23 protein-coding genes are annotated in these 19,954 nt (G+C 70.4%); 9 read left to right on the top strand and 14 right to left on the bottom strand.

Translation table 11 applies throughout. From position 1 onward, the window contains the following. Positions 1-994: ornithine--oxo-acid transaminase (rocD, locus tag CCN51_RS14810; protein WP_086859621.1), on the bottom strand; the 994-nt coding region annotated here is incomplete at its 3' end. A gap of 175 nt (positions 995-1,169) precedes the next feature. Here rocD and add point away from each other — a divergent pair. From add to CCN51_RS14790, 4 genes are all read left to right on the top strand, one after another. After that, positions 1,170-2,117, top strand: a complete 948-nt coding sequence (gene add / locus CCN51_RS14805; protein WP_043487053.1) for an adenosine deaminase — start codon at positions 1,170-1,172, stop codon at positions 2,115-2,117. 105 nt (positions 2,118-2,222) lie between these two features. Then, positions 2,223-2,738: a VOC family protein gene (locus CCN51_RS14800; RefSeq protein ID WP_014177321.1), complete on the top strand. Its 516-nt coding sequence runs from the start codon at positions 2,223-2,225 to the stop codon at positions 2,736-2,738. Further along, a complete protein-coding gene (locus CCN51_RS14795) occupies positions 2,731-3,534 on the top strand; it encodes a MerR family transcriptional regulator (protein ID WP_014177320.1) in 804 nt (267 codons plus the stop codon). Before CCN51_RS14800 ends, CCN51_RS14795 begins: the two co-directional genes overlap by 8 nt. Positions 3,535-3,710: 176 nt before the next feature. After that, positions 3,711-4,436, top strand: a complete 726-nt coding sequence (locus CCN51_RS14790) for a DUF4232 domain-containing protein (RefSeq protein ID WP_086859619.1) — start codon at positions 3,711-3,713, stop codon at positions 4,434-4,436. Positions 4,437-4,553: 117 nt separating this feature from the next. Here CCN51_RS14790 and CCN51_RS14785 read toward each other — a convergent pair whose 3' ends face one another. The 6 genes from CCN51_RS14785 to CCN51_RS14765 all read right to left on the bottom strand — a co-directional run bounded on the left by CCN51_RS14785 (position 4,554) and on the right by CCN51_RS14765 (position 7,667). Further along, complete coding sequence (locus tag CCN51_RS14785; RefSeq protein ID WP_055413976.1) at positions 4,554-5,069, bottom strand: hypothetical protein; 516 nt, start codon at positions 5,067-5,069, stop codon at positions 4,554-4,556. Between the two features lie 92 nt (positions 5,070-5,161). Beyond that, positions 5,162-5,287 (bottom strand): hypothetical protein, encoded by a 126-nt coding sequence (locus tag CCN51_RS59210; protein ID WP_014178045.1) that lies wholly within the window; start codon positions 5,285-5,287, stop codon positions 5,162-5,164. Between the two features lie 246 nt (positions 5,288-5,533). Next, positions 5,534-5,761, bottom strand: a complete 228-nt coding sequence (locus tag CCN51_RS14780) for a hypothetical protein (protein WP_014178044.1) — start codon at positions 5,759-5,761, stop codon at positions 5,534-5,536. Continuing rightward, complete coding sequence (locus CCN51_RS14775) at positions 5,758-5,943, bottom strand: hypothetical protein (protein ID WP_014178043.1); 186 nt, start codon at positions 5,941-5,943, stop codon at positions 5,758-5,760. The genes CCN51_RS14780 and CCN51_RS14775 overlap by 4 nt, the downstream gene beginning before the upstream one ends. Continuing rightward, on the bottom strand, positions 5,940-6,365 hold the full coding sequence (locus CCN51_RS14770) for a hypothetical protein (RefSeq protein WP_086859617.1): 426 nt from the start codon (positions 6,363-6,365) through the stop codon (positions 5,940-5,942). The genes CCN51_RS14775 and CCN51_RS14770 overlap by 4 nt, the downstream gene beginning before the upstream one ends. Before the next feature lie 102 nt (positions 6,366-6,467). After that, positions 6,468-7,667 (bottom strand): transcriptional regulator, encoded by a 1,200-nt coding sequence (locus tag CCN51_RS14765; protein WP_043490878.1) that lies wholly within the window; start codon positions 7,665-7,667, stop codon positions 6,468-6,470. An 83-nt stretch (positions 7,668-7,750) separates the two neighbouring features. Here CCN51_RS14765 and CCN51_RS14760 point away from each other — a divergent pair, with 83 nt between their 5' ends. After that, positions 7,751-8,428: an HAD family hydrolase gene (locus CCN51_RS14760; RefSeq protein WP_014178040.1), complete on the top strand. Its 678-nt coding sequence runs from the start codon at positions 7,751-7,753 to the stop codon at positions 8,426-8,428. Between the two features lie 174 nt (positions 8,429-8,602). Next, entirely contained in the window at positions 8,603-9,580 is a 978-nt protein-coding gene (locus CCN51_RS14755; RefSeq protein WP_014178039.1) for a zinc-binding alcohol dehydrogenase family protein, read from the top strand. A gap of 65 nt (positions 9,581-9,645) precedes the next feature. Here CCN51_RS14755 and CCN51_RS14750 read toward each other — a convergent pair whose 3' ends face one another. Further along, positions 9,646-10,062: a winged helix-turn-helix transcriptional regulator gene (locus tag CCN51_RS14750; protein ID WP_014178038.1), complete on the bottom strand. Its 417-nt coding sequence runs from the start codon at positions 10,060-10,062 to the stop codon at positions 9,646-9,648. A 118-nt stretch (positions 10,063-10,180) separates the two neighbouring features. Here CCN51_RS14750 and CCN51_RS14745 point away from each other — a divergent pair, with 118 nt between their 5' ends. Continuing rightward, a complete protein-coding gene (locus CCN51_RS14745) occupies positions 10,181-11,137 on the top strand; it encodes an NADP-dependent oxidoreductase (protein WP_014178037.1) in 957 nt (318 codons plus the stop codon). A 5-nt stretch (positions 11,138-11,142) separates the two neighbouring features. Here CCN51_RS14745 and CCN51_RS14740 read toward each other — a convergent pair whose 3' ends face one another. The 3 genes from CCN51_RS14740 to CCN51_RS14730 all read right to left on the bottom strand — a co-directional run bounded on the left by CCN51_RS14740 (position 11,143) and on the right by CCN51_RS14730 (position 14,719). Further along, positions 11,143-12,972: an NHL domain-containing thioredoxin family protein gene (locus tag CCN51_RS14740; RefSeq protein WP_014178036.1), complete on the bottom strand. Its 1,830-nt coding sequence runs from the start codon at positions 12,970-12,972 to the stop codon at positions 11,143-11,145. Positions 12,973-13,104: 132 nt separating this feature from the next. After that, on the bottom strand, positions 13,105-13,689 hold the full coding sequence (locus CCN51_RS14735) for a hypothetical protein (RefSeq protein ID WP_014178035.1): 585 nt from the start codon (positions 13,687-13,689) through the stop codon (positions 13,105-13,107). Positions 13,690-13,924: 235 nt separating this feature from the next. Further along, positions 13,925-14,719, bottom strand: a complete 795-nt coding sequence (locus CCN51_RS14730) for a DUF1963 domain-containing protein (RefSeq protein WP_014178034.1) — start codon at positions 14,717-14,719, stop codon at positions 13,925-13,927. 175 nt (positions 14,720-14,894) lie between these two features. Here CCN51_RS14730 and CCN51_RS57360 point away from each other — a divergent pair, with 175 nt between their 5' ends. After that, positions 14,895-15,926 carry a C40 family peptidase gene (locus tag CCN51_RS57360; RefSeq protein ID WP_014178033.1) on the top strand — a complete coding sequence of 344 codons (1,032 nt, stop codon included), beginning with the start codon at positions 14,895-14,897 and terminating at the stop codon, positions 15,924-15,926. Positions 15,927-16,134: 208 nt separating this feature from the next. Then, entirely contained in the window at positions 16,135-16,959 is an 825-nt protein-coding gene (locus CCN51_RS14720) for a maleylpyruvate isomerase family mycothiol-dependent enzyme (RefSeq protein ID WP_014178032.1), read from the top strand. 104 nt (positions 16,960-17,063) lie between these two features. On the opposite strand, the gene CCN51_RS14715 is transcribed toward CCN51_RS14720, so the two are convergent. The 3 genes from CCN51_RS14715 to CCN51_RS14705 all read right to left on the bottom strand — a co-directional run. Next, complete coding sequence (locus tag CCN51_RS14715; RefSeq protein WP_014178031.1) at positions 17,064-18,359, bottom strand: MFS transporter; 1,296 nt, start codon at positions 18,357-18,359, stop codon at positions 17,064-17,066. Beyond that, on the bottom strand, positions 18,356-19,027 hold the full coding sequence (locus CCN51_RS14710) for a GntR family transcriptional regulator (protein ID WP_014178030.1): 672 nt from the start codon (positions 19,025-19,027) through the stop codon (positions 18,356-18,358). The genes CCN51_RS14715 and CCN51_RS14710 overlap by 4 nt, the downstream gene beginning before the upstream one ends. A 152-nt stretch (positions 19,028-19,179) precedes the next feature. After that, positions 19,180-19,954, bottom strand: a 775-nt coding sequence (locus CCN51_RS14705) for a dihydrolipoamide acetyltransferase family protein (protein ID WP_245881622.1), incomplete at its 5' end; no start/stop codon positions are given.

The following is a 19,954-nucleotide window of genomic DNA, read 5'->3' as shown; positions in this document are numbered from 1 at the left end:
TGTCCACCAGCAGCCCCAGCTCGCTGTGCAGATGCTCGCCGAGCTCCGCCGCCCGCTGCTGGAACTCACCGGTCCGCAGAATGGCGATGACCTCCAGCGCGACCGCGCAGGCCAGCGGGTTCCCGCCGAAGGTCGAACCGTGCTCGCCCGGCCGGTACACGCCAAGCACCTCATGGGACGACACCACCGCCGACACCGGCACGACACCGCCGCCGAGCGCCTTGCCCAGCACATACACATCCGGGACGACGCCCTCGTGCTCGCAGGCGAAGGTCTTGCCGGTACGCCCCAGGCCGGACTGGATCTCATCCGCGATGAACAGCACATTCCGCGCCCGGGTCAGCTCCCTGACCCCGGCCAGATACCCGTCCGGCGGCACCAGCACCCCCGCCTCGCCCTGGATCGGCTCCAGCAGCACCGCCACCGCGTCCTCCCCGGCGGCGTCCAGGGCCGCCTCCATCGCGGCCAGATCGCCGTACGGCACGATCTCGAAACCCGGCGTGTACGGACCGAAGTCGGCCCGGGCCTCGGGGTCGGTGGAGAAGCTGATGATGGTGGTCGTCCGGCCGTGGAAGTTGTTGTCCGCCACGATGATCTTCGCCCGCCCGTCCGGGACCCCCTTGACCCGGTAGCCCCACTTCCGCGCGGTCTTCACGGCCGTCTCCACCGCCTCCGCCCCCGTGTTCATGGGCAGCACCATCTCCATACCGCACAGCTCGGCCAGCTGTGAGCAGAAAGTGGCGAAGCGGTCGTGATGGAACGCGCGGGAGGTGAGCGTGACCCGCTCCAGCTGGGCCTTCGCGGCGTCGATCAGCCGCCGGTTGCCGTGCCCGAAGTTGAGCGCGGAGTACCCGGCGAGCATGTCGAGGTACCGCCTCCCCTCGACATCGGTCATCCAGGCGCCCTCCGCGGACGCGACGACGACCGGAAGCGGATGGTAGTTGTGCGCGCTGTGTGCCTCGGCGGCGGCGATGGCGCGTTCCGTTGAGGTCAAAATCATGCTCCGTTCGGTGTCGGCGCTGATCAGTGCTCTTTTCTATCGTCGCCCGGGTGGTTTGCGAAGAAACTTTTCGGCGCGGGGCCCGGTCCGCTGGATCGGGCCGACGCCTGGCCGCGGCGGCGCCGAAATAATGTCGGCGCCGCGGGCCCCGGCTGCTTAGGGTCCTGCCGTGAGAGATCTTCGGCTGTTGCCCAAGGCCCATCTGCACACCCATCTGGAAAGCACTGTCCGCCGTACAACCATCCGCGAGCTGGGAGGCGAGCCGCCCGTCGAGGACCGGCCGTTCACCAGTTTCAGGGAGTTCGCCGACCAGCGGGCCGCGGTGCGCGCGCTGCTACGCGACCATCGGCACTTCCGCCGCATCGCCGAGGAGTTCTGCCAGGACGAGGCGGGCCAGGGCGTCCGCTACGCGGAGGTCACCTTCACCGCGGCGGCCCACGGCGAGCGCGTCGGCGACCCGGAGATGCCGCTGCAAGCCGTACTGGAGGGGCTGGCCGCCGGGGCGGAACGGTACGGCATCCACACCCGGGTCATCCTGGACCACTCGCGCCGTCGCCCCGTCGAGCGGCTGCGGCACAGCCTCAAGCTGGCCACCCGGTACCCGCAGGTGATCGCCATCGGCCTCGCGGGAGACGAGTCCTATCCGGCTGCGCCCTTCGCCGACGTACTCCAGGCCGCCCGCGAGGCGGGGCTGCACCTGGTGCACCACGCCGGGGAGACGGCCGGCCCGGCCAGCGTCCGGGAGGTCTTGACGGTGGGGCATGCGGAGCGGATCGGCCACGGCATACGCGTGCTGGAGGATCCGGACCTGGTGGCCGAGTTGCGCAGCCGCCGCGTGCCGCTGGAGGTCTGCCCCTCCTCCAACGTCCTGCTCGGGCTGGTGCCGTCGCTGGCGGAGCACCCGCTGCCGCGCCTGGTCGAGGCCGGTCTGACGGTCACCGTGAACACCGACGGGGAGACGTCATTGGCGGCGGAGTACCAGCGCGCCCGGGAGATTTTCGGATACAGCGACGCCGAACTGGCGAACCTGGCCCGCGCCTCGGTCGAGGGCAGCTTCGCCCCCGCGGGGTTGAAGGCGCGGATCAGCGCTGAGATTGATCAATGGCTGAGCGGGTGAGAGCAGTGCGCCGGGCAGGGGATGGTCGGGCGGATCCGGCTTGACCCTCACGTTGCGTGAGGCCGGAGGGTGGGGTGCATGAGTGACTAATACAACGCGTTTGAGATGAGTCCCGTGCTCGCTCCCGGCCCGGATGCGGTTCCGCCGGAGCCGTTCCGTGGCATCTACGGAATGCCCGCGTTCGTGACGATCCCCACGAGCGATTTGGCGGCTTCGGTGGACTTCTGGATTCGTGGGCTCGGGTTCTTCGAGCTGTTCAGCATCCCCGGCAGGCTTGTGCATCTGCGCCGATGGGCGTTCCAGGACGTACTCCTCGTCACGGCGGCGAGCGTTCCGGAGCAGCCACCAGCGATGAGCTTCAGTTTCGCGGGTGTGCTCAGCCAGGTCGATTCCCTTGTCGAGGCATGCCGTGCGCTGCGCCCGAACTCGGTCGACGGCCCACGGGACACTCCCTGGAACACCCGCGATGTGGAGGTGATCACCCCCGAGAACGCACGGATCGTTTTCACTGCGGCGAAGCCCTTCGATCCGGCCAGTCAGGAGGCGCGGAACCTTGCAGCCATCGGGATCACCCCACCGCCACCGGGCGACCGTCACGGCGACAATGAGGAGCATGCCTGAAGCCACTGACGCCGATGGCCTGACCGTCGGGCAGGTCTCGACGCGTCTGGACGTGACAGTCCGCGCGCTGCACCACTGGGACGAGATCGGTCTGGCGCGACCGTCGCTGCGCACGGCTGCCGGATACCGGCTCTACACCGCCGGCGATCTGGAACGCCTGCACCGCATCGTCGTCTACCGTGACATCGGTCTCGGCCTGGACAGGATTCGGGCCATCCTGGAGGACTCGACCGCAGACGTGCCCGGCGCATTGCGCGCACAGCGCGCCCAGGTCGCTGAATGGATCGACCGCCTCCAGCAGCTCAGCGCCGGACTGGACCGGATGATCGACGCCCACGAGCGCGGCCTGCTGCTGACCATCGAGCAGCAGGCCGCGATCTGCGGCCCCCAGTGGAACCCGGACTCGCCCGCCCAAGCCCGTCAGCGTTACGGAGACACGACGCAATGGCGGCAGTACGCCGAACGCTCAGCCTCCCGCGGTCCGGAGGAATGGCAGGCCATCGCCGACGCCGTTGCCGACCTCGACCGCGCCCTCGGGGATGCGATGGACGCCGGCGTCACACCTGGTAGCCCGGAAGCGAACCAACTCGTCGAGCGGCACCGCGAAGTTTTTGCTTCGTACTTTCCCCTCACCAGGCAGATGCAGGTCTGTCTCGGCCGCACGTATGAGGCCGATCCGGGATTTGCTGCCCACTACGACGGCATCCGCCCCGGCCTTGCCACGTGGTTCCGTCGAATCATCGACGCCAGCGCGCGCGCCCACAGCATCGACCCCGACACCGCGACCTGGCAGTAGAGCGCGGACCCGGAAGTAGCTGGAGGGCGCTGAGGGCGGGGCGTTAGTGGGACGTTAGCGGCTCGGCAGTCGGGCGGCAGTGGTGCGGCAGTCGAACGACAGTGGGGGACGACAGGCTTAGCCGTACCGAGAAAGACAGACCGGAAACGGCCAAGTCCCACTGGGGGGAACCCACCATGTCGATCACCGCCTTCACCGCGCGCCGCGCCCGCACCCTGCGCCTGGCCGCCGTCGGCCTGACCGCCGTCGCCGCCCTCACCCTCACCGCCTGCAACAGCAACGAGGGCACCGGCACCGAGAGCGAGGGCAAGCCGGACAGTGCGACCTCCGCCCCGGCCGACCAGGCGTCCGGCTCCAACGGGTCCGGCGGCTCGGATGCCACGGGCGGCGCGAGCGACGGGAAGAAGGGCGGCGGCACCGAGCAGGCCGGGTCCTCCAAGGACGGTGCCAAGGGCTCCGGGGGCTCCGGTGGGTCGGACAACTCGGAGCAGGAGATCGGCCCCTGTGACATCAACAAGCTGACGATCGGCGTCAAGAGCGTTCAGCGGCCCGTCAACTACATGGTGCTCGAGGTCAACAACCACGCCGGCGTGGACTGCAACATGCCCGGCTACCCGATCCTGAAGTTCGGCGAAGACGCCCAGGCCGCCACCCCCGTGTACGAGGACTCCAAGCCGCAGGCAGTCGTGACCCTCGCCCCGGGCGAGACCGCGTACGCGGGGATCCGTACCTCGTCCGCCGACGGCTCGGGCCAGAACGGCTACAAGGCCACCTCCCTGGAGGTCTTCCTCCAAGGCTCCGACGACTCCAAGTCGGTCGAACTGCCCGGCGGCTCCGTCTACATCGACGACACCGCCCAGGTCACGTACTGGCAGAGCGACCTGGCCAACGCCCTCGACTAACCCACCCTCGGGCTCAGCCCACAGACCCGGGAAGCCAACTCCCCCCCGGCTTCCCGCACCGACGTCCCCCGACCGGTCCCCTCCGGCGGGGGCCGTCGGTTTTCCGGGCCGGATGCATCAGGGGGCGCCTCCCAACGGTGGCCGGGGGATCATCGGGCAGGGGATCGTCGGGCGGACCCGATTCACGCTGCACGCGACCACCTGCACTGAGGCGAACCCGGTACCCCGCAGATACCACCCTCCGACGACATCCCCGCCCCAGCCAAGCCGGTCATCCGCCGCCGCGAACCGCTCGGTTCGCCGCGCGGGATCCTTGTCGTGGTCGGTCATGAAGGAGGGGGCCAGGTCGGTGACCTGGTCTCGGTACCAGGCCGAGGCTTTCTCCGGCTCCTCGAAGGTGGCTTTGATCATCCTCGCCGGGCGTAACAGCCAGTGCGGCACCTCCAGCGGCGGTACCTCGCTCGCCATGAAGGCGGGGCTGGCCGCCGCGATCTGCTTCCACTCCTGGGGCGAGATGTCCCAGGCGACGAGATGCGGCGGTCGGCGCACGGATTCGTCGTCGTAGGTTCGCCGATCGCCGGACCATCGGTAGCAGTGCCAGTGGTCGGGCATGAGTGGGGGCGGTGCTGTCATACGGGGGGCTCCTGCGTGGTGGGGCGGCCCCGCCCTGCGGCGGGGGCGGTCTGAGGACGGGGCCGCCGTCTACCTACGGCGCCTGGCGCTCGCTACCTCGCGTACTGGCGTCCGTCGTCCGAATCGCCGGGCTTCTGCCCGCCGGGTGTCGGGGCGTCTGTGTCGGGCATGGTGTCGCGATCGTCCGGGTCCTGGCGGACGGCATGCTGTAATCGCATGGGTTCTCCTGGGTGTTCATGCGCGCAGGGGTGTCCCCGCGCGGTTACGCGGTCCTCGTCCCGGCCACTGGCCTGCAAGCGGGAGGCCGGGGCGAGGCTTTCTGGACGGGGCTCCGGCACGGTGCTGTCAGGACCGAAGCCCCCTTGGCCCTGCCCTCTGATGGGCAGGGGCTCTGGGGGTGGGCCGCCGGCTGTGCGACAGGAGTCCGGCACGGGGCATGGCCGGACCAGCAGCGGCCCACCTGTCTATGTGGCGTCCGCCTTCAGCACCTCGATGGGCGGGGTCTTGTGGCAGTCGCAGCCACAGCGGACGGTGAAGATGAGCGCGCCGCGGGTCGCGGGCGGTATGGGCTGCGCTCGTACCTCGCCTGGCCCCTTGCAGAATGAGTGGATCTCGGCGGGCGTGGTGTCGGGCTCGGCCGTGTACAGCGCGCAGTACGCGGACATTCGCCGGGCGCCGACCGGGACGGTCATGTCGTCTGCCTCTCGCGCTGCAGGGTGACGAGCACCGTGTAGAGGTCGGCGTCGGGGTGCGGCCAGCGGCGGTTGCAGTCCGGGCACAGGTGTCGCAGGCAGCCTGGCCCGGATGCGGCTGCGCGCAGCACGGTGATCGGCTCGCGGGTGGGCTTGTCGCAGCGATAGCAGCACTGCGTCACCGGGCGGCCCCCTTACGTGGGCCGAGCGCCGCGCTGGCCGCGATCTTCAGCGCGGCGAAGAGAGGCGCCGGGTCGGTGAGGTGCCGGTCCCGGGGCGGTACGCGCCAGCGCACCCCGGGACCCCTCCGACAGTCGATGGAGGGCACCTCGATATAGGCGGTCGCTCCCCAGACTTGGATGCTGGGCAGCGCGCTCATGTCCCAGGCGGCGGCCACCCCGGGAGCGATGAGCCAGCACAGCACCCCGTCGAAGGGATTCTCGATGACCGCGCCCACGTCGTCGCCGAGCAGTTCCAGGGCCTGCTCACCGATGTGGCGGGGGACGCGCACGACGTCCCACGATTTGCCCGCGGGCTGAAGCTGTGCGCTACGGCCGCTCGGCGGCGTCCATGGCAGGACCGGGTCGGTGTTCGTCGTCTCCACAGGAGCCCCCGACATCATCGGTGATCAGGTGATGACCGACCGTAGAGACACCGGAGGCTGATCACCCGAGCTGTCAGTTCGGGTGCACCACAGGCTCGTCGGTCAGAAGACGCCGATCCGCTCAGCAAGCTTCTCTGCCTGCCTGGCGTGCATCGACCGGCCGCGTCGGATCACCGTGAGAATCAGCTCGCGTGCCAGAAGCGTGCGCGCCAGATCCTCCGGCGCGAACTGCTCGAGATCCCTCAGGCTCAGGAGCACTGCGGCGTCCTCCCGGCGCAGACTGTGGCAGCGCGCCACTTCCAGATTGAAGGTGAACGACCGCTCCATCGACGGAAGGCGACTGGTGTCCACATCGTCAGCGACGTGCAGGGCCTCACTCGTGTCACCGGCCTCCATCGCGATGCTGACACAGTGGATGACCACATTGGTGGGGCCGAAGACAGTCCACATGATGTTGCCCTCACCGGACTGTTCAGCCGCTGGGGCCGCCCGTTCCTGCAACCGCTTTCGCGCTGCCGACCAGTTCCGGCCCCGCGCCTCTGCGACCACCGCCAGCAAGTGCAGCGCGCCCGACATGGCAACGCGATCCGGCTCCGCCATGGGTACTGCCCGCAGTTGCTCAACCGCGCGCAGCGCGACCTGCTCCGCGCCATCGAGGTCCTGAGCAGCGAGGAGGACATGGCCAAGATTCCACTGCGCGGCTGCCATCCGCAGCGGATCATCTGCCTCTTCGGCGGCCCGCACAGCGCGGTCCGCGGCCATCATCGACAGATCTACCCGGCCGGTACGACGCAGGTACGACCGCAGCAGAAAGTACAGGTCGGCCGTCACACGCATGACGTCGCGACGCGCGCTGGCGTCTCCGGCTCCACGGTGAGCTCTGGCGGCGTGCTCTACGTCCGTGATCAGATCGGCCAAGACCTGCCCCACGTCCGTGAACCGGGTCTTGCTGCTCTGCCACTTCTGCCACGCGCCATCCACCCGCTCACGCAGCAGGGCCGGATCTGCGCCGGAAGCGCTTTGTAGCGGCCCGAAACCCATTAGGGTCTGCACGATCGCGGGCTCGGTGGTGTCGGGGGACGTGGTGATGGGCCCGGCCGTCTCAGCGATCAGTGCGGCGGTGGGCACTCCCAGCTCCCGAGCGATGGAGTACAGGATGGGTAACGACGGGATCTTCAGACCTCTCTCGATCTGCGAGAGGTAGTCAGGCGAGATCCCGACAAGACCGGCGACGACGTCTTGCCGCCGCGCGCCGCGGTAGTGCCTGATTCTGTCGCCGATGGGCAGATCGGGTGCGACCATGCCAACCTCCATGCGTGTTCCTACTCAGCGTATGGTGCGAGTCACCGCGTGGAGTCGTTATCCAACGATCGAAAGGGTGGGCAGTGTCAGCGAAGCGGATCGTGCTGTGGGACATCGACCACACGCTCGTGGACACCCGGGGTGTCGGCCGTGAGTTGTGGGCCGAGGCGTTCGAAGAGATCACCGGCCGGACCATGCAGGAGCAGGCGAAGATCGACGGCTCGACCGAGCCGGTCATTCTCCGCGAGACGCTGCAGCTACACGGACTGCAATACGACCGCAGGCAATTCGAGCGCTTCGCACAAGCGCTCGGCACCGCACACATGCGACGTGCTGCCGAGCTTCGCGAGCGTGGGCATGCCCTCCCCGGGGCGCCGTCGTTGCTCGCTGCCCTGGCAGTGCGCGACGGCATCGCGCAGACGGTGGTGACCGGCAATATCCGCGCCGCCGCCGAGGTCAAGCTGACCGCCTTCGGTCTCGACCGCCACCTGGACCTCACGATCGGTGCCTTCGGCGAAGATGCCGACGGACGGCCAGAGTTGGTGCGTACGGCCCTCAAGCGTGCTCAGGCGCTCCCAACACAGACTGTGCTGCTCGGCGATACTCCCGCCGATGTGCAGGGCGCGCTGGACGCGGGCGTCCGCGTGATCGGTGTGGCCACTGGACACACCAGCGCGGATGGGCTCCGGACCGCAGGAGCTGCGACCGTGGTTGAAGACCTCTCCGACACGACGCAGATGCTGGAGCTCCTGACTCGCTGAGATTCGCCCGGACGGAGCGTCCCGCCAGGTATGACGGATGCCCCTCGCCAGATCCCGGAGGCCGAGGCGAGGGGGTGTTCATGCGGACCCGCTGTATGTGGCCGGTCCGATCGCGAGCGGCGACCGCCTGGGCTAGCGTGAAAAAGAGGGTCCGCTATCACCCGGAGCCATATCGTGCGTGCCATCGTCATCGAAAAGTTCGGTGGACCGGACAGCCTCGTCTACACGGAACTACCGGAGCCCGAGCCGAAGGCCGGTCATGTCGTCATCGACATCAAGGCATTCGGCCTCAACCACGCCGAGATGCATATGCGCAGGGGTGAATGGGCAGAGGCCGCCAAGGTCAGCGGTATCGAATGCGTCGGCCTGGTGAAATCCTGCCCCGGTGGTGAGTTCCCCCTCGGTGCGAAGGTCGCGGCGCTGATGGGCGGCCTCGGGCGCACCATCAACGGCAGTTACGCCGAATACACCCGGGTGCGGGCATCGAATGTGGCGAGCATCGAGTCCGACCTGCCCTGGGCCGAACTGGCCGTCATCCCGGAAACCTACGCCACCGCCTGGACCTGCCTGTTCCGCAATCTGGAGATCGCCCCGGGGCAGACTCTGGTCATCCGAGGAGCGACCTCGGCCTTCGGCCAGGCCGCGGTCAATCTCGCGGTGAACGCCGGTGCGCGCGTTATCGGCACTTCCCGCAACCGCGAACGGTTTGCCTTGCTGGAAAAACTCGGCGTGGAGCGAGCCGAGTTGGAGAGCCCGGACCTTTCCGAGCGGATCGCCGAGGCCAAGCAGATCGACGCGGTACTCGACCTTGTGGGCAACAGCACCATCCTTGATTCCCTGGCCATGCTGCGCCGAGGCGGCCGCGCCTGCTTGGCGGGCTGGCTCGGCGGGCTCGACCCGATCAGCGATTTCAACCCGCTGCTACAGATGGCAAGCGGCGTCTATCTGACCTTCTTCGGCAGCTTTGTCTTCGGGACACCCGGTTTCCCGCTGTCCGATGTGCCACTCCAGACGATCGCCGAGCAGGTGGCGGCGGGCCGCCTCAAGGCAAAGCCCTCGCGCGTGTTCCGGTTCGAGGAGATACGCGAGGCGCATCGCGTCATGGAGGCGGGCGCAGCCAAGGGCAAGATGGTCGTCGTCCTCGACTCCTGACGATGACAACTCCTGACAACGACGATTCCTGACGACGATTCCTGGCGACGCCATCGCGTTGGACGTCATCCGCTGCCAGGCGCCCCAGTGGCGTCGTCGTAGGCGGCTCGCGCGGTCAGGACGTCGTCCATATGCGCCTCCGCCCACTCCTTGACCGACCGCATCAGCCCGGCCAGGTTCTCGCCGAGCGGGGTGAGGGCGTAGTCCACCCGGACCGGCACGGACGGCGTGACCGTTCGCGTGACCAGACCGTCGCGCTCCAGATTGCGCAGGGTCTGGGTGAGCATCTTCTGGCTGACTCCGGCCAGTCGGCGCGACAGTTCGCTGTAGCGCATGGGGCCGCCGGCCAGGGCGGCGAGGGCGAGGCTGACCCATTTGTCGGCGATGCGATCCAGGAGGTGCCGAGTGGGGCATTCGGCGATGAAGGCGTCGTAGGCGGCGCGGGCCTCGGCCCGGCGCTGGGCGGCGGTCCGGGTGGGCACGGTGGCTCTCCTCGGCGTGGGTTGGGCACTTCCAGGTACGTACTTACCTCTGGAGAGCAACTCTCCCTACGTTGGGCGGGCGTGGTCAACCCCCGACCGAGGTGAGGAGCTGGGAACAATGACCGAGCGGACCGTGATGCGCGCCGCCGTGGTACGGACGTACGGCGGGCCGGAAGCCATAGAGATCCCCGAGGTGCCACGGCCCGAGCCGGGCCCCGGGCAGGTGCGGATCCGAGTGGCGGCGGCGACCGTCAACCCCGTGGACCTGCTGACCCGCGCCGGGACGCTGGTCGCGGCCGGCCGGATGGCGCCGCGCGCGCAGACCGGGCTGGGCTGGGACGTCGCGGGCGTGGTGGATGCCACCGGGCCCGGCGGGGTACGGGGGTTCCGCCCGGGCGATCCGGTGATCGGGCTGCGGGATCTGCTGGACGTCTCGCTGGGCACCTACGCCGAATACGTCGTCCTGGACGCGACGGCGGTGGCTCCGGCGCCGGAGGGCGTACCGGCGGCAGCGGCGGCGACGCTGCCGTTGAACGGCCTCACGGCCTGGCAGTCGCTGGACGCCCTGGATCTGCCGAGCGGAGCGACGCTGCTGGTGACGGGCGCGGCCGGCGCGGCCGGCGGGTTCGCGGTCGAACTGGCCGCGCTGCGCGGGCTGCGGGTGGCGGCCGTCGCGGGCGCGGCGGACGAGAAGCTGGTACGAGGGCTGGGCGCGGAGTGGTTCATCGCACGGGACGCACCGGACCTGGCCGCGGCGGTGCGGGCGCTCGTCCCGGGCGGCGTGGCGGGGGCCCTGGACGCGGCGGGCGCCGGGCTGCCGGCGCTCGCCGCCGTACGGAACGCGGGCGCGTTCGTCGCGGTGGCCGCCGACGCACCCGTCGGGCTGCGGGGCATTCGGTCGGCCAACCACTGGATCTCGGCGGACGGCACCGCGCTGGCCCAGCTGTCCGCGCTGGCCGCCGCCGGCCGGCTGACCCTGCGGGTGGCCGACACTCTGCCCCTCGATCAGGCCCAGGAAGCCCACCGCCGCTTGGCGGTGGGCGGCCTGCGCGGGCGTCTGGTGCTCACGCCCTGACGGCGCTACTCGTCCTCGTCCATCCCCGCGAGCACCAGGGGCAGCCTGGTCGCGCCGCCGTCGGTGACCCGGACCGGGACGCCCCAGTCCTGCTGGTGCACATGGCAGGCCGGGTATTCGTTCAGCGGGTCGTCGTCGCAGGAGGCGGCCATCGCGGAGACGTGCAGCACACCCTCCGTCACCCCGTCCGCCAGCACCAGCTCGCGGCTCAGGTCCGTACCGGCCCCCTCGCCCTCCGCCAGCAGCTCGGGCGGGGTGGAGCTGACGAGCAGGCGGGTGGAGGGGCCGTAGCGGGTGTCGAGCTTCTGCCCGGCGGGGGCCTGGAAGACGACGTCGAGCCGCAGCGTCCCCGGGGCGATCTCGGTGGCGGCGCGCTGGGTGCGGTGGGCCACCGCCGCCACGCGTACGGCCTCCTCGGGCAGCCGCAGCCGGGTCAGCCGGTGCCGCGCCGACTCGACGACCACGATGTCGCCGTCCACCAGCACGGCGTCCGACGGTTCGCGCAGATCCGTGGCGAGGGTGCTGACCTCGCCGGACGCCGGGTCGAAGCGGCGCAGCGCGTGGTTGTAGGTGTCCGAGACCGCGACCGAACCGTCGGGCAGCGCGGTCACGCCGAGGGGGTGCTGGAACAGCGCCTGGTCGGCGTGGCCGTCGCGGTGACCGAAGTCGAACAGCCCGGTGCCCACGGCCGTACGGACCACAAAGCCACCCGCAGCCCCATCACGGTCCCGCTCGACGTACCGCACCGCCGAGGTCTCGGAGTCCGCGATCCACAGCCGGTCCTCGGTCGCGGCCAGCCCGGACGGCTGGGCGAACCACGCCTCGGCGGCCGGCCCGTCGACCAGGCCCTCGTTCGTCGTACCGGCGGCCGCGCGCACCGTCCCGTCCGCCGGGTCGTACGTCCACAGCTGGTGGACGCCCGCCATGGCGATCCACAGCCGGTCCGCGAACCAGGCCACGTCCCACGGCGAGGACAGGTCCACCTCACGAGCGGGCCCGGCGGCCGGGGACCCCTGCCACCACTGCCGCCCGGTCCCAGCGACCGTCCGCACCTCGCCGGTCGCCAGGTCCAGGGAGCGCAGCGCGTGGTTGACCGTATCGGCGACGATCACCGTGCCGTCCGGCAGCAGCGCAAGCCCCTGCGGCTCGCTGAACCGCGCCCGGTCGGCGGGCCCGTCGACGAGCCCCCGCTCACCGGACCCGATCCGCCGCAGCACGCTCTCACCGTCCGCCGCCAGCTCCACCAGCTGGTGGCGCGTGGTGTCCGAGACCAGGAAGGTGCCGCCGGGCAGCAGCAGCGCCTTGCCCGGGAACCGCAGCTCGGTGGCGACCGGCTCCGGCGGCACATACGGGCCGTCGCCGCGCCGCAGCGTGCCCTTGGCACCGTGCTCGGCCTCCAGCTCGGCCACCAGCGTCTCGAGCGCGTGCGCATGCCCCTCGCCCGCGTGCTGGGCGACCACGTACCCCTCGGGGTCGATCACGACCAGCGTCGGCCAGGCCCGTACGGCGTACTGCTTCCAGGTGGCCAGCTCGGGGTCGTCGAGCACGGGGTGATGCACCTCATAGCGCTCGACGGCGTCGACGACCGCCTGGTGCTCGGCCTCGTGGACGAACTTCGGCGAGTGCACACCGACGATCACGACGGTGTCGCGGTGCTTCTCCTCCAGCTCACGCAGCTCGTCCAGGACGTGCAGGCAGTTCACACAGCAGAACGTCCAAAAGTCCAGGATCAATATGCTGCCTCGGAAGTCCGCGAGGGACAGTTCCTTGCCGCCGGTGTTGATCCAGGTACGTCCTTGCAGCTCAGGGGCGCGGACACGGGCTCGCTTACTCATGACGTCAAGAGTGCCACTCGTGCGCCGGAAGGCGCCGGGTGCCCCTCGCGTATCCGTGGGCTCGCCTCGGCCGAGGCGAGCCCACGGATCATGCGGCATCCCGGAGGGGCATGCTCTTGTTCCACGTGAGGGTCAGGCAGCCACGATGTCGTCATCGCGGCTCGTGTCCTTGGCGCTCACCTGCCACTCGAGTCCCTTCCTGTTGTCCATCGTGATCGTGAACGTGATGTTGTTGTGGTCGCACCACGGGCCGTACTTGGTCCCCAGGCAGGTCTTGTGCTCGACGTCCTGTTGCAGGACGTACTGGCTGTCAGTCGCCTTGACGATGGCGGGAGCGGTCTCCGGTGTGGCCGTGACTCCGTAGAGCAAGTCGCCGGCCGTCGTCGTCGTGGCGAAGATGCGGGTGGTGCTGCTTGGCGTCAGCGCCCCGGACGAATCCAGGCACCGGGTGATGCGGATCTTGATGTCGGCGGTCTTGATGTTCACGATGTGATTGCGGACCTCCCAGTGCGAGGTGTAGGTCTTGCAGCCCGCTGCCTCGGCGGCCGACCGCGGTACCTCCGCCGCGGCGTTGGCGATGGTGTCGGCGGGCTTCGCGGAGGCGTCCGTGGTGAAGAGGTTGTCGCCGGCGACGACCGCCGCGCCGCCGGCGAGCAGGCTGCCGGCGAGTGCCGCGACCACCAGGTTGCGGGTGCGCCCGGCTCGTGTGATGCGCATGCTGATGCTCCTGCGTTGAAGGAATGAGGCTCCAGTCGCGCCCGCCTGCGGTCGTCGACACCGGTGAGCGGCAGGGCGGGCCCGGCAGCACGCGGGGCGGCGCCTTCGACGGGGCGCTGCCCGGCGGTGCGGGGCGATGGGCAAGAGCCTCGGGGTGTCCGGCACGTCCGGCAACGGTTCTGGGCGTCCGGGCCCGTCCAGGATCGTCTGCGCAGGTCAGCATGGGTGTCCGGGCTCAGCAGCAGCGCATGTCCGCCTGGGCCTTGCTGAAGTCCCCCGTCGAGAACGCCTTCGCCGGGATCGTGAAGTACATCGTCCCGGCGTCCCCCCAGCCCCATCCGAGCTCCGAGTCCTCCGGGAGCTGGAGCAGATGGACCGCCGGGCCGTCGGCGTCGCGGGGGGTCACCCAGGACGCGTACGAGGTGTCGGGCCAGCCGAAGGCGCAGTGGCCACCGGAGGTGTTGCCGTCGAGGTCGCTCATCACATCGAGGATGAGCGAGGTCGCGCCCCAGTGCTCGTCCCGGTCGTACGCGACGTCGCCGTCCTCGACGTCCCAGGAGTCCGGGAGCATGGTGACCTCGACCGCGTGGACGGGGGTGGCCGGATAGCTCCGCGCCGGTTCGGGGGCGGCGGTCTCGACCGCCCGCGCCGGGTCGGCGGGTATGACGCGGCACGCCTCGGGCCCGTCCTCCAGCCTCGAGTACTCCTGGTACGGCAGGTCCGGATCGAGATAGAAGAAGTTGAGCAGGCCCGGCCGCGTGGGCAGCTGGTCCCCGAGCCAGGGGGCGAGGGCGTCGGTGTCGAGGACGGCGTGCAGGGACAGCGGGATGCCCCCGACCTCGGGCCAGGGGGTGCCCGGTTCGAGGAGGGCGGGGCCGCCGAGCCGGCAGCGGCCGGTGGCCGGGGCGTGGTCCGTGGGGGATTCCAGTCGAAAGCCGCGGCGGGCCATGGCCGCGAACTGTCGGCCGGCCCGCTCGCCGAGCCGTTCGGCGCACTCTCGGCTCATCTCGGAGGGGTCGTCGAATTGCATGCCGGGATGGTCCCAACTCCGTCTGGCAAGGGGCGAGGTGCGGCTGTCCGAAGGGGCCTGAGCTGCGCAGACAGATCCGGACTGTCCCAGACGGCCCATGCGTTGCCGGACACCCTCGCGCCCCAGCAGCCTCCTTTTCATGCCCCGAGCCAGGGGCCCCGCGAAGGAGGTTGTGATGGGAGAGCACATACGGGCCGCCGGGCGCCGCACCACGTCGTCGTCGGCCGCCCACGCCAAACCGCGCGCCGCGCGGCGAGGGCTGCTGGCCACGGTGGCACGGGCGGCGGTGCGCACCGGCGCGCTGGCCGTGTTGACCGTCCTCGCGGTCCTGGCTGGGGCACTGTTGGCCGTGCACGGACCGGACGACCGGGCCTCCGCGCAGTCGCCCGCGCCTTCTCAGCAGGTGACCTTGGCTCCGCCGGCCGAGGCGAAGACCCCGACCGAGCAGCCGAAGGAGACGGAGGCGGACCGGGGCGCCGACGCCCGGCCGGGCACCGTCGAACCCGCCGCGCCGACGACGGTGGTGCTGGTCTCCGGCGACACGCTGTACGGCCTCGCCGAGAGGAACCACACCACCGTCAAGAAGCTGCAGAAGCTGAACGAGCTCGGCAGCTCGACCCTCATCTACGCCGGCGACACCCTGAACCTGCCCGGGACGGTCGCGGGGGACGCCGTCGAACGACCGGCGTCGGCGGACAGCGGGCCCAGGGCCGATGACGGCGACGACAGCGGCAAGAAGACCGCCGAGACCAAGGCCAAGAAGCACGTCAAGAAGCACGTCAAGAAGCACGCCAAGAAGCACGCCAAGAAGCCCGCCAAGAAGCCCGCTAAGAAGCACCCCGAGCAGCACACCTCAGGCCGCGCCGCCAAGGCCGTCGCCTACGCCCGCGCCCAGCTCGGCAAGCCGTACGTCTGGGGCGGCACCGGCCCCCGCGGCTATGACTGCTCCGGTCTGATCATGCGGGCCTGGCAGGCCGCCGGGGTCAAGCTCCCCCGCACCACCTGGGCCCAGCGATACGCCGGCAAGCAGACCACCCGGGCCGAACTGCGCCCCGGCGACCTGGTCCTGTCCAACGGTGACGGCCACATCGCGCTCTACATCGGAGGCGGCAAGGTCATCCACGCCCCGGGCACGGGCCTCACCGTCCGGCTGGCCCCCCTGCCCGCGCCCGAAAGGGTCACCGGCTACCGCCATATCGCGGGCTGAGGCAACACCCCAGGGATTTCAACCGGATCGTCCGGATTCCTCCGGATCTGCGGCGGGCGGGCGCGCAGCCTACCACCGCTCTCAGCGACCGAGCGGCGAATCCGGGCCTACGATCAGACGCGAAAGCACTCCCGGGGTGCTCGTGCGCAGCGTAACTTAAACGCACACACAAGCACCCAGCCCGCGTACGAACCGCCCGAGGGGTCCCGTGACCGTCCATCCCAGCCTGCAGACTTCCATCGACGCCTGGACCCATTCCGTCGAAGCGATATTCGAGTTGGTGAATCCGCTTGTCGAAGGGGAGTGGAACCGGGCCACCGAGTGCCCCGGATGGTCGGTGCGCGACGTGGTCTCGCATGTCATCGGCCTCGAGACCGAGATGCTCGGCGATCCGCGCCCGATCCACTCGCTGCCGCGCGACCTGTTCCACGTCACCAGCGAGCACGCGCGCTATATGGAGGTCCAGGTCGACGTACGGCGCTGCCACACCGCGCCGGAGATGACCTCCGAGCTGGACTACACCATCATCCGCCGCAGCCGGCAGCTGCGGAACGAGAAGCGCCAGCCGGACGCCATGGTGCGCTGGCCGGGCGGGGGCGAGATGGCCCTGGAGAAGGCCCTGCTCGCGCGGGCCTTCGATGTATGGGTGCATGAGCAGGATCTGCGGCGGGCGCTCGGGAAGCCGGGCAATCTGGACTCGCCGGGCGCGATCATCGCCCGGGACCGTCTGCTGGCCGCGCTTCCGAAGGTGGTCGCCGAGGACGCGGGCGCGGCGCCCAGCTCGGCGGTGGTCTTCGATGTGAACGGCGCGCTGGAGTTCATGCGGACGGTGCGGGTCAACGCAGAGGGCCGGGCCACCATCGACGGCAGCGTCTCGCTGGGGCCGACCGTGACGATCGCGGTGGACTGGGAGACGTATCTGCGCCTGGCGTGCGGGCGGGTGCGGCCGGAGGCGGTCGCCGACAAGCTGAAGATCGAGGGCGACCAGCAGCTGGCCGACGCGATCCTGGCCAACTTCGCCGTCACGGCCTGAGGCGCCTGCCTGAGACACAAGCCTGAGGCGCCCCGAGGCATGGGAGATACCTCAGGGCGTATGCGTTCCCCAGGGAACGAGCGGAACGGACGGGACAGGCGGGGTCACGCCGGTACGTGCACCGCCTCGACGCGGCTCGCGACGACGCGCTCGCGCTCCCGGCGGTGCGCCCGCCCGCGCAGCCGCAGCACCTGCGTGATGCCGAGGGCCTGGAGGACGAACACCGAGGCGAAGGCGGCGCGGTAGTTTCCCCCGGTCGCGTCGAGCAGCACGCCGATGGCCAGCAGGGTGGTCATCGAGGCGGTGAAGCCGCCCATGTTGACGATGCCCGAGGCGGTGCCAAGACGCTCCGGCGGGTTCGCGGGGCGGGCGAAGTCGAAGCCGATCATCGAGGCGGGTCCGCAGGCGCCGAGTACGACGCACAGCGTGATCAGCAGCCACATGGGCGCGTGGTCGCCGGGCCAGGCCAGTACGGCGCCCCACAGCAGCGCGGTGGCCCCGACCGTACCGAGGGCGAGCGGTGCGCGGGCGGCGTGGTGCCGGGCGATGACCTGTCCGTAGACCAGGCCGACCGCCATGTTGGAGAGCACGACGAGGGTCAGCAGCTCGCCGGCGGACGCGCGGGACAGCCCCTCGGCCTCCACCAGGAAGGGCAGCCCCCACAGCAGCAGGAAGACCATCGCGGGGAACTGGGTGGTGAAGTGCACCCACATGCCGAGGCGGGTGCCGGGCTCGCGCCAGGCCGCCGCGATCTGCCGGCGGACGAAGGCGGCGCCGGAGTGGGTGGCGGGGACGGGCTCGTACCCCTCCGGGTGGTCCTTGAGGAAGGCCAGCACCAGGACGAGGACGAGGGCACCGCCGATGGCGCTGCCCGCGAAGGTCGGGGTCCAGCCGAGGGTGTGCAGCGCCTGGGCGATCACCAGGGTCGAGATCAGGTTGCCCGCCATCCCGAACAACCCGGCGACCTGCGCGATCATCGGTCCGCGGCGGACCGGGAACCAGCGCGAGCCCAGCCGCAGCACGCTGATGAACGTCATGGCGTCACCGCAGCCGAGCAGCGCGCGGGATGCCAGCGCGAAGCCGTACGAGTGGGAGAGGGCGAAGCCGAGCTGACCGGTGGTGAACAGCACGACGCCGAGCGTGAGCACCTTCTTGGTGCCCAGCCGGTCGACCATCAGGCCGACGGGTATCTGCATGCCCGCGTAGACGAGCACCTGGAGAATCGAGAACGTCGACAGCGCCGAGGCGTTGATGTGGAACCGCTCGGCGGCGTCCAGGCCGGCCACACCCAGGCTGGTGCGGTAGGTGATGGCCATGAAGTAGACGGCGACCCCGATGCCCCAGACGGCGGCGGCACGCCGCCCTCCGGGCGGATCGCCGGGCAGCCGGACGTCGCTCATCGCTCCTCACCCCGGGCGAGGTTGTTCACCCAGCTGATGTGGCGCTCGACGAGCCCGGCGGCGGCCGTGGCGTCTCCGGAGCGCAGGGCGGTCAGGATCTCGGTGTGCTCGGTGATGTTCTTGGCGATGCGGTCGGGCTCGGCGTGCATGGTGGCCACGCCCATCCGCAGCTGGCGGTCCCTCAACTGGTCGTACAGATGCGCCAGGATGCCGTTGCCCGCGGCCCGTACGATCTCGGCGTGAAAGCACCGGTCGGCGACCGCGAAGGCGTTCAGGTCCCCGGCCGCCGCGTGCTCCTTCTGCTCCTCCAGCAGCTCCTCGAGCCGGGCGATCAGCCGCTGCCCGGCCGGGACGACCTTGGCGACGGCGTGCCGCTCGACCAGCAGCCGGGTCTCGACGACGTCCGCGATCTCCTGCGCGGACACGGGCAGCACCAGGGCGCCCTTCTTCGGATAGAGCTTGAGCAGCCCTTCGACCTCGAGCCGGAGCAGGGCCTCGCGCACGGGGGTGCGCGAGACGCCGACGGCCTCGGCGAGATCGCCCTCGGTCAGCAGTGTGCCGCCCTCGTAGCGGCGGTCGAGGACGGCTTGTTTGACATGCGCGTAGACGCGTTCGGCGGCGGGTGGCTGTTTGGCGGTCGGGCTGACGGGGACGGGGGCGGGAGGCATGCGCACATCATAGATACAACAGGTATGCGTGGCGTGGACCGTCCGGGATATGGGACGTCGCTGTCATGCCGACGGCCCGGCTGCGGGAGGCAGCCGGGCCGTACGGGGTTGGGGCTCAGCCCGGGGCTCGGCCCTGGGGTTCCGCCCGAGGTTCAGCCCCAGGTGATGAGGCGCTTGGGCTGCTCCAGGATGGCCGCGATATCCGCGAGCACCTTGGAGCCCAGCTCGCCGTCGACCATGCGGTGGTCGAAGGAGAGCGCGAGCGTGGTCACCTGGCGCGGCTTGACCTTGCCCTTGTGGACCCACGGCTGGAGCTTGACCGCGCCGAAGGCGAGGATCGCGGATTCGCCCGGGTTGAGGATCGGGGTGCCGGCGTCGATGCCGAAGACGCCGACGTTGGTGATGGTGACCGTGCCGCCGGACATCGCCGCCGGGCTGGTCCGGCCCTCGCGGGCGATGGAGACCAGCTCGCCGAGGGCGGACGCCAGTTCGGGCAGGGTGAGCGAGCCCGCGTCCTTGATGTTGGGGACGATCAGCCCCCGGGGCGTGGCGGCCGCGATGCCGAGATTGACGTAGTCCTTGTAGACGATCTCCTGGGCGGCCTCGTCCCAGGACGCGTTGATGTCCGGGTTGCGCCGGATGGCCACCAGGAAGGCCTTGGCGACCAGCAGCAGCGGGTTCACCCGCAGCCCGGCCATGTCCGGGTCCTGCTTGAGGTCGGCGACGAGCTTCATGGTGCGCGTGACGTCGACGGTGATGAACTCGGTCACATGCGGGGCCGTGAAGGCGCTGCTGACCATCGCCTGGGCGGTGGCCTTCCGTACGCCCTTGATCGGTACCCGGCGCTCCCGGCCGACGACGGAGGCAGGGGCCGCCTCCGCCACGGCCGCTGCGGGCTCCGCCACGGGCTCGGCCACGGCGGCGGGC

The sequence above is a fragment of the Streptomyces milbemycinicus genome, from assembly GCF_002154605.1.
GTDB classification, from domain to species: domain Bacteria; phylum Actinomycetota; class Actinomycetes; order Streptomycetales; family Streptomycetaceae; genus Streptomyces; species Streptomyces milbemycinicus.
Note: the sequence above shows the minus strand (reverse complement) of the source record. Positions and strands in the feature narration are given on the sequence as shown.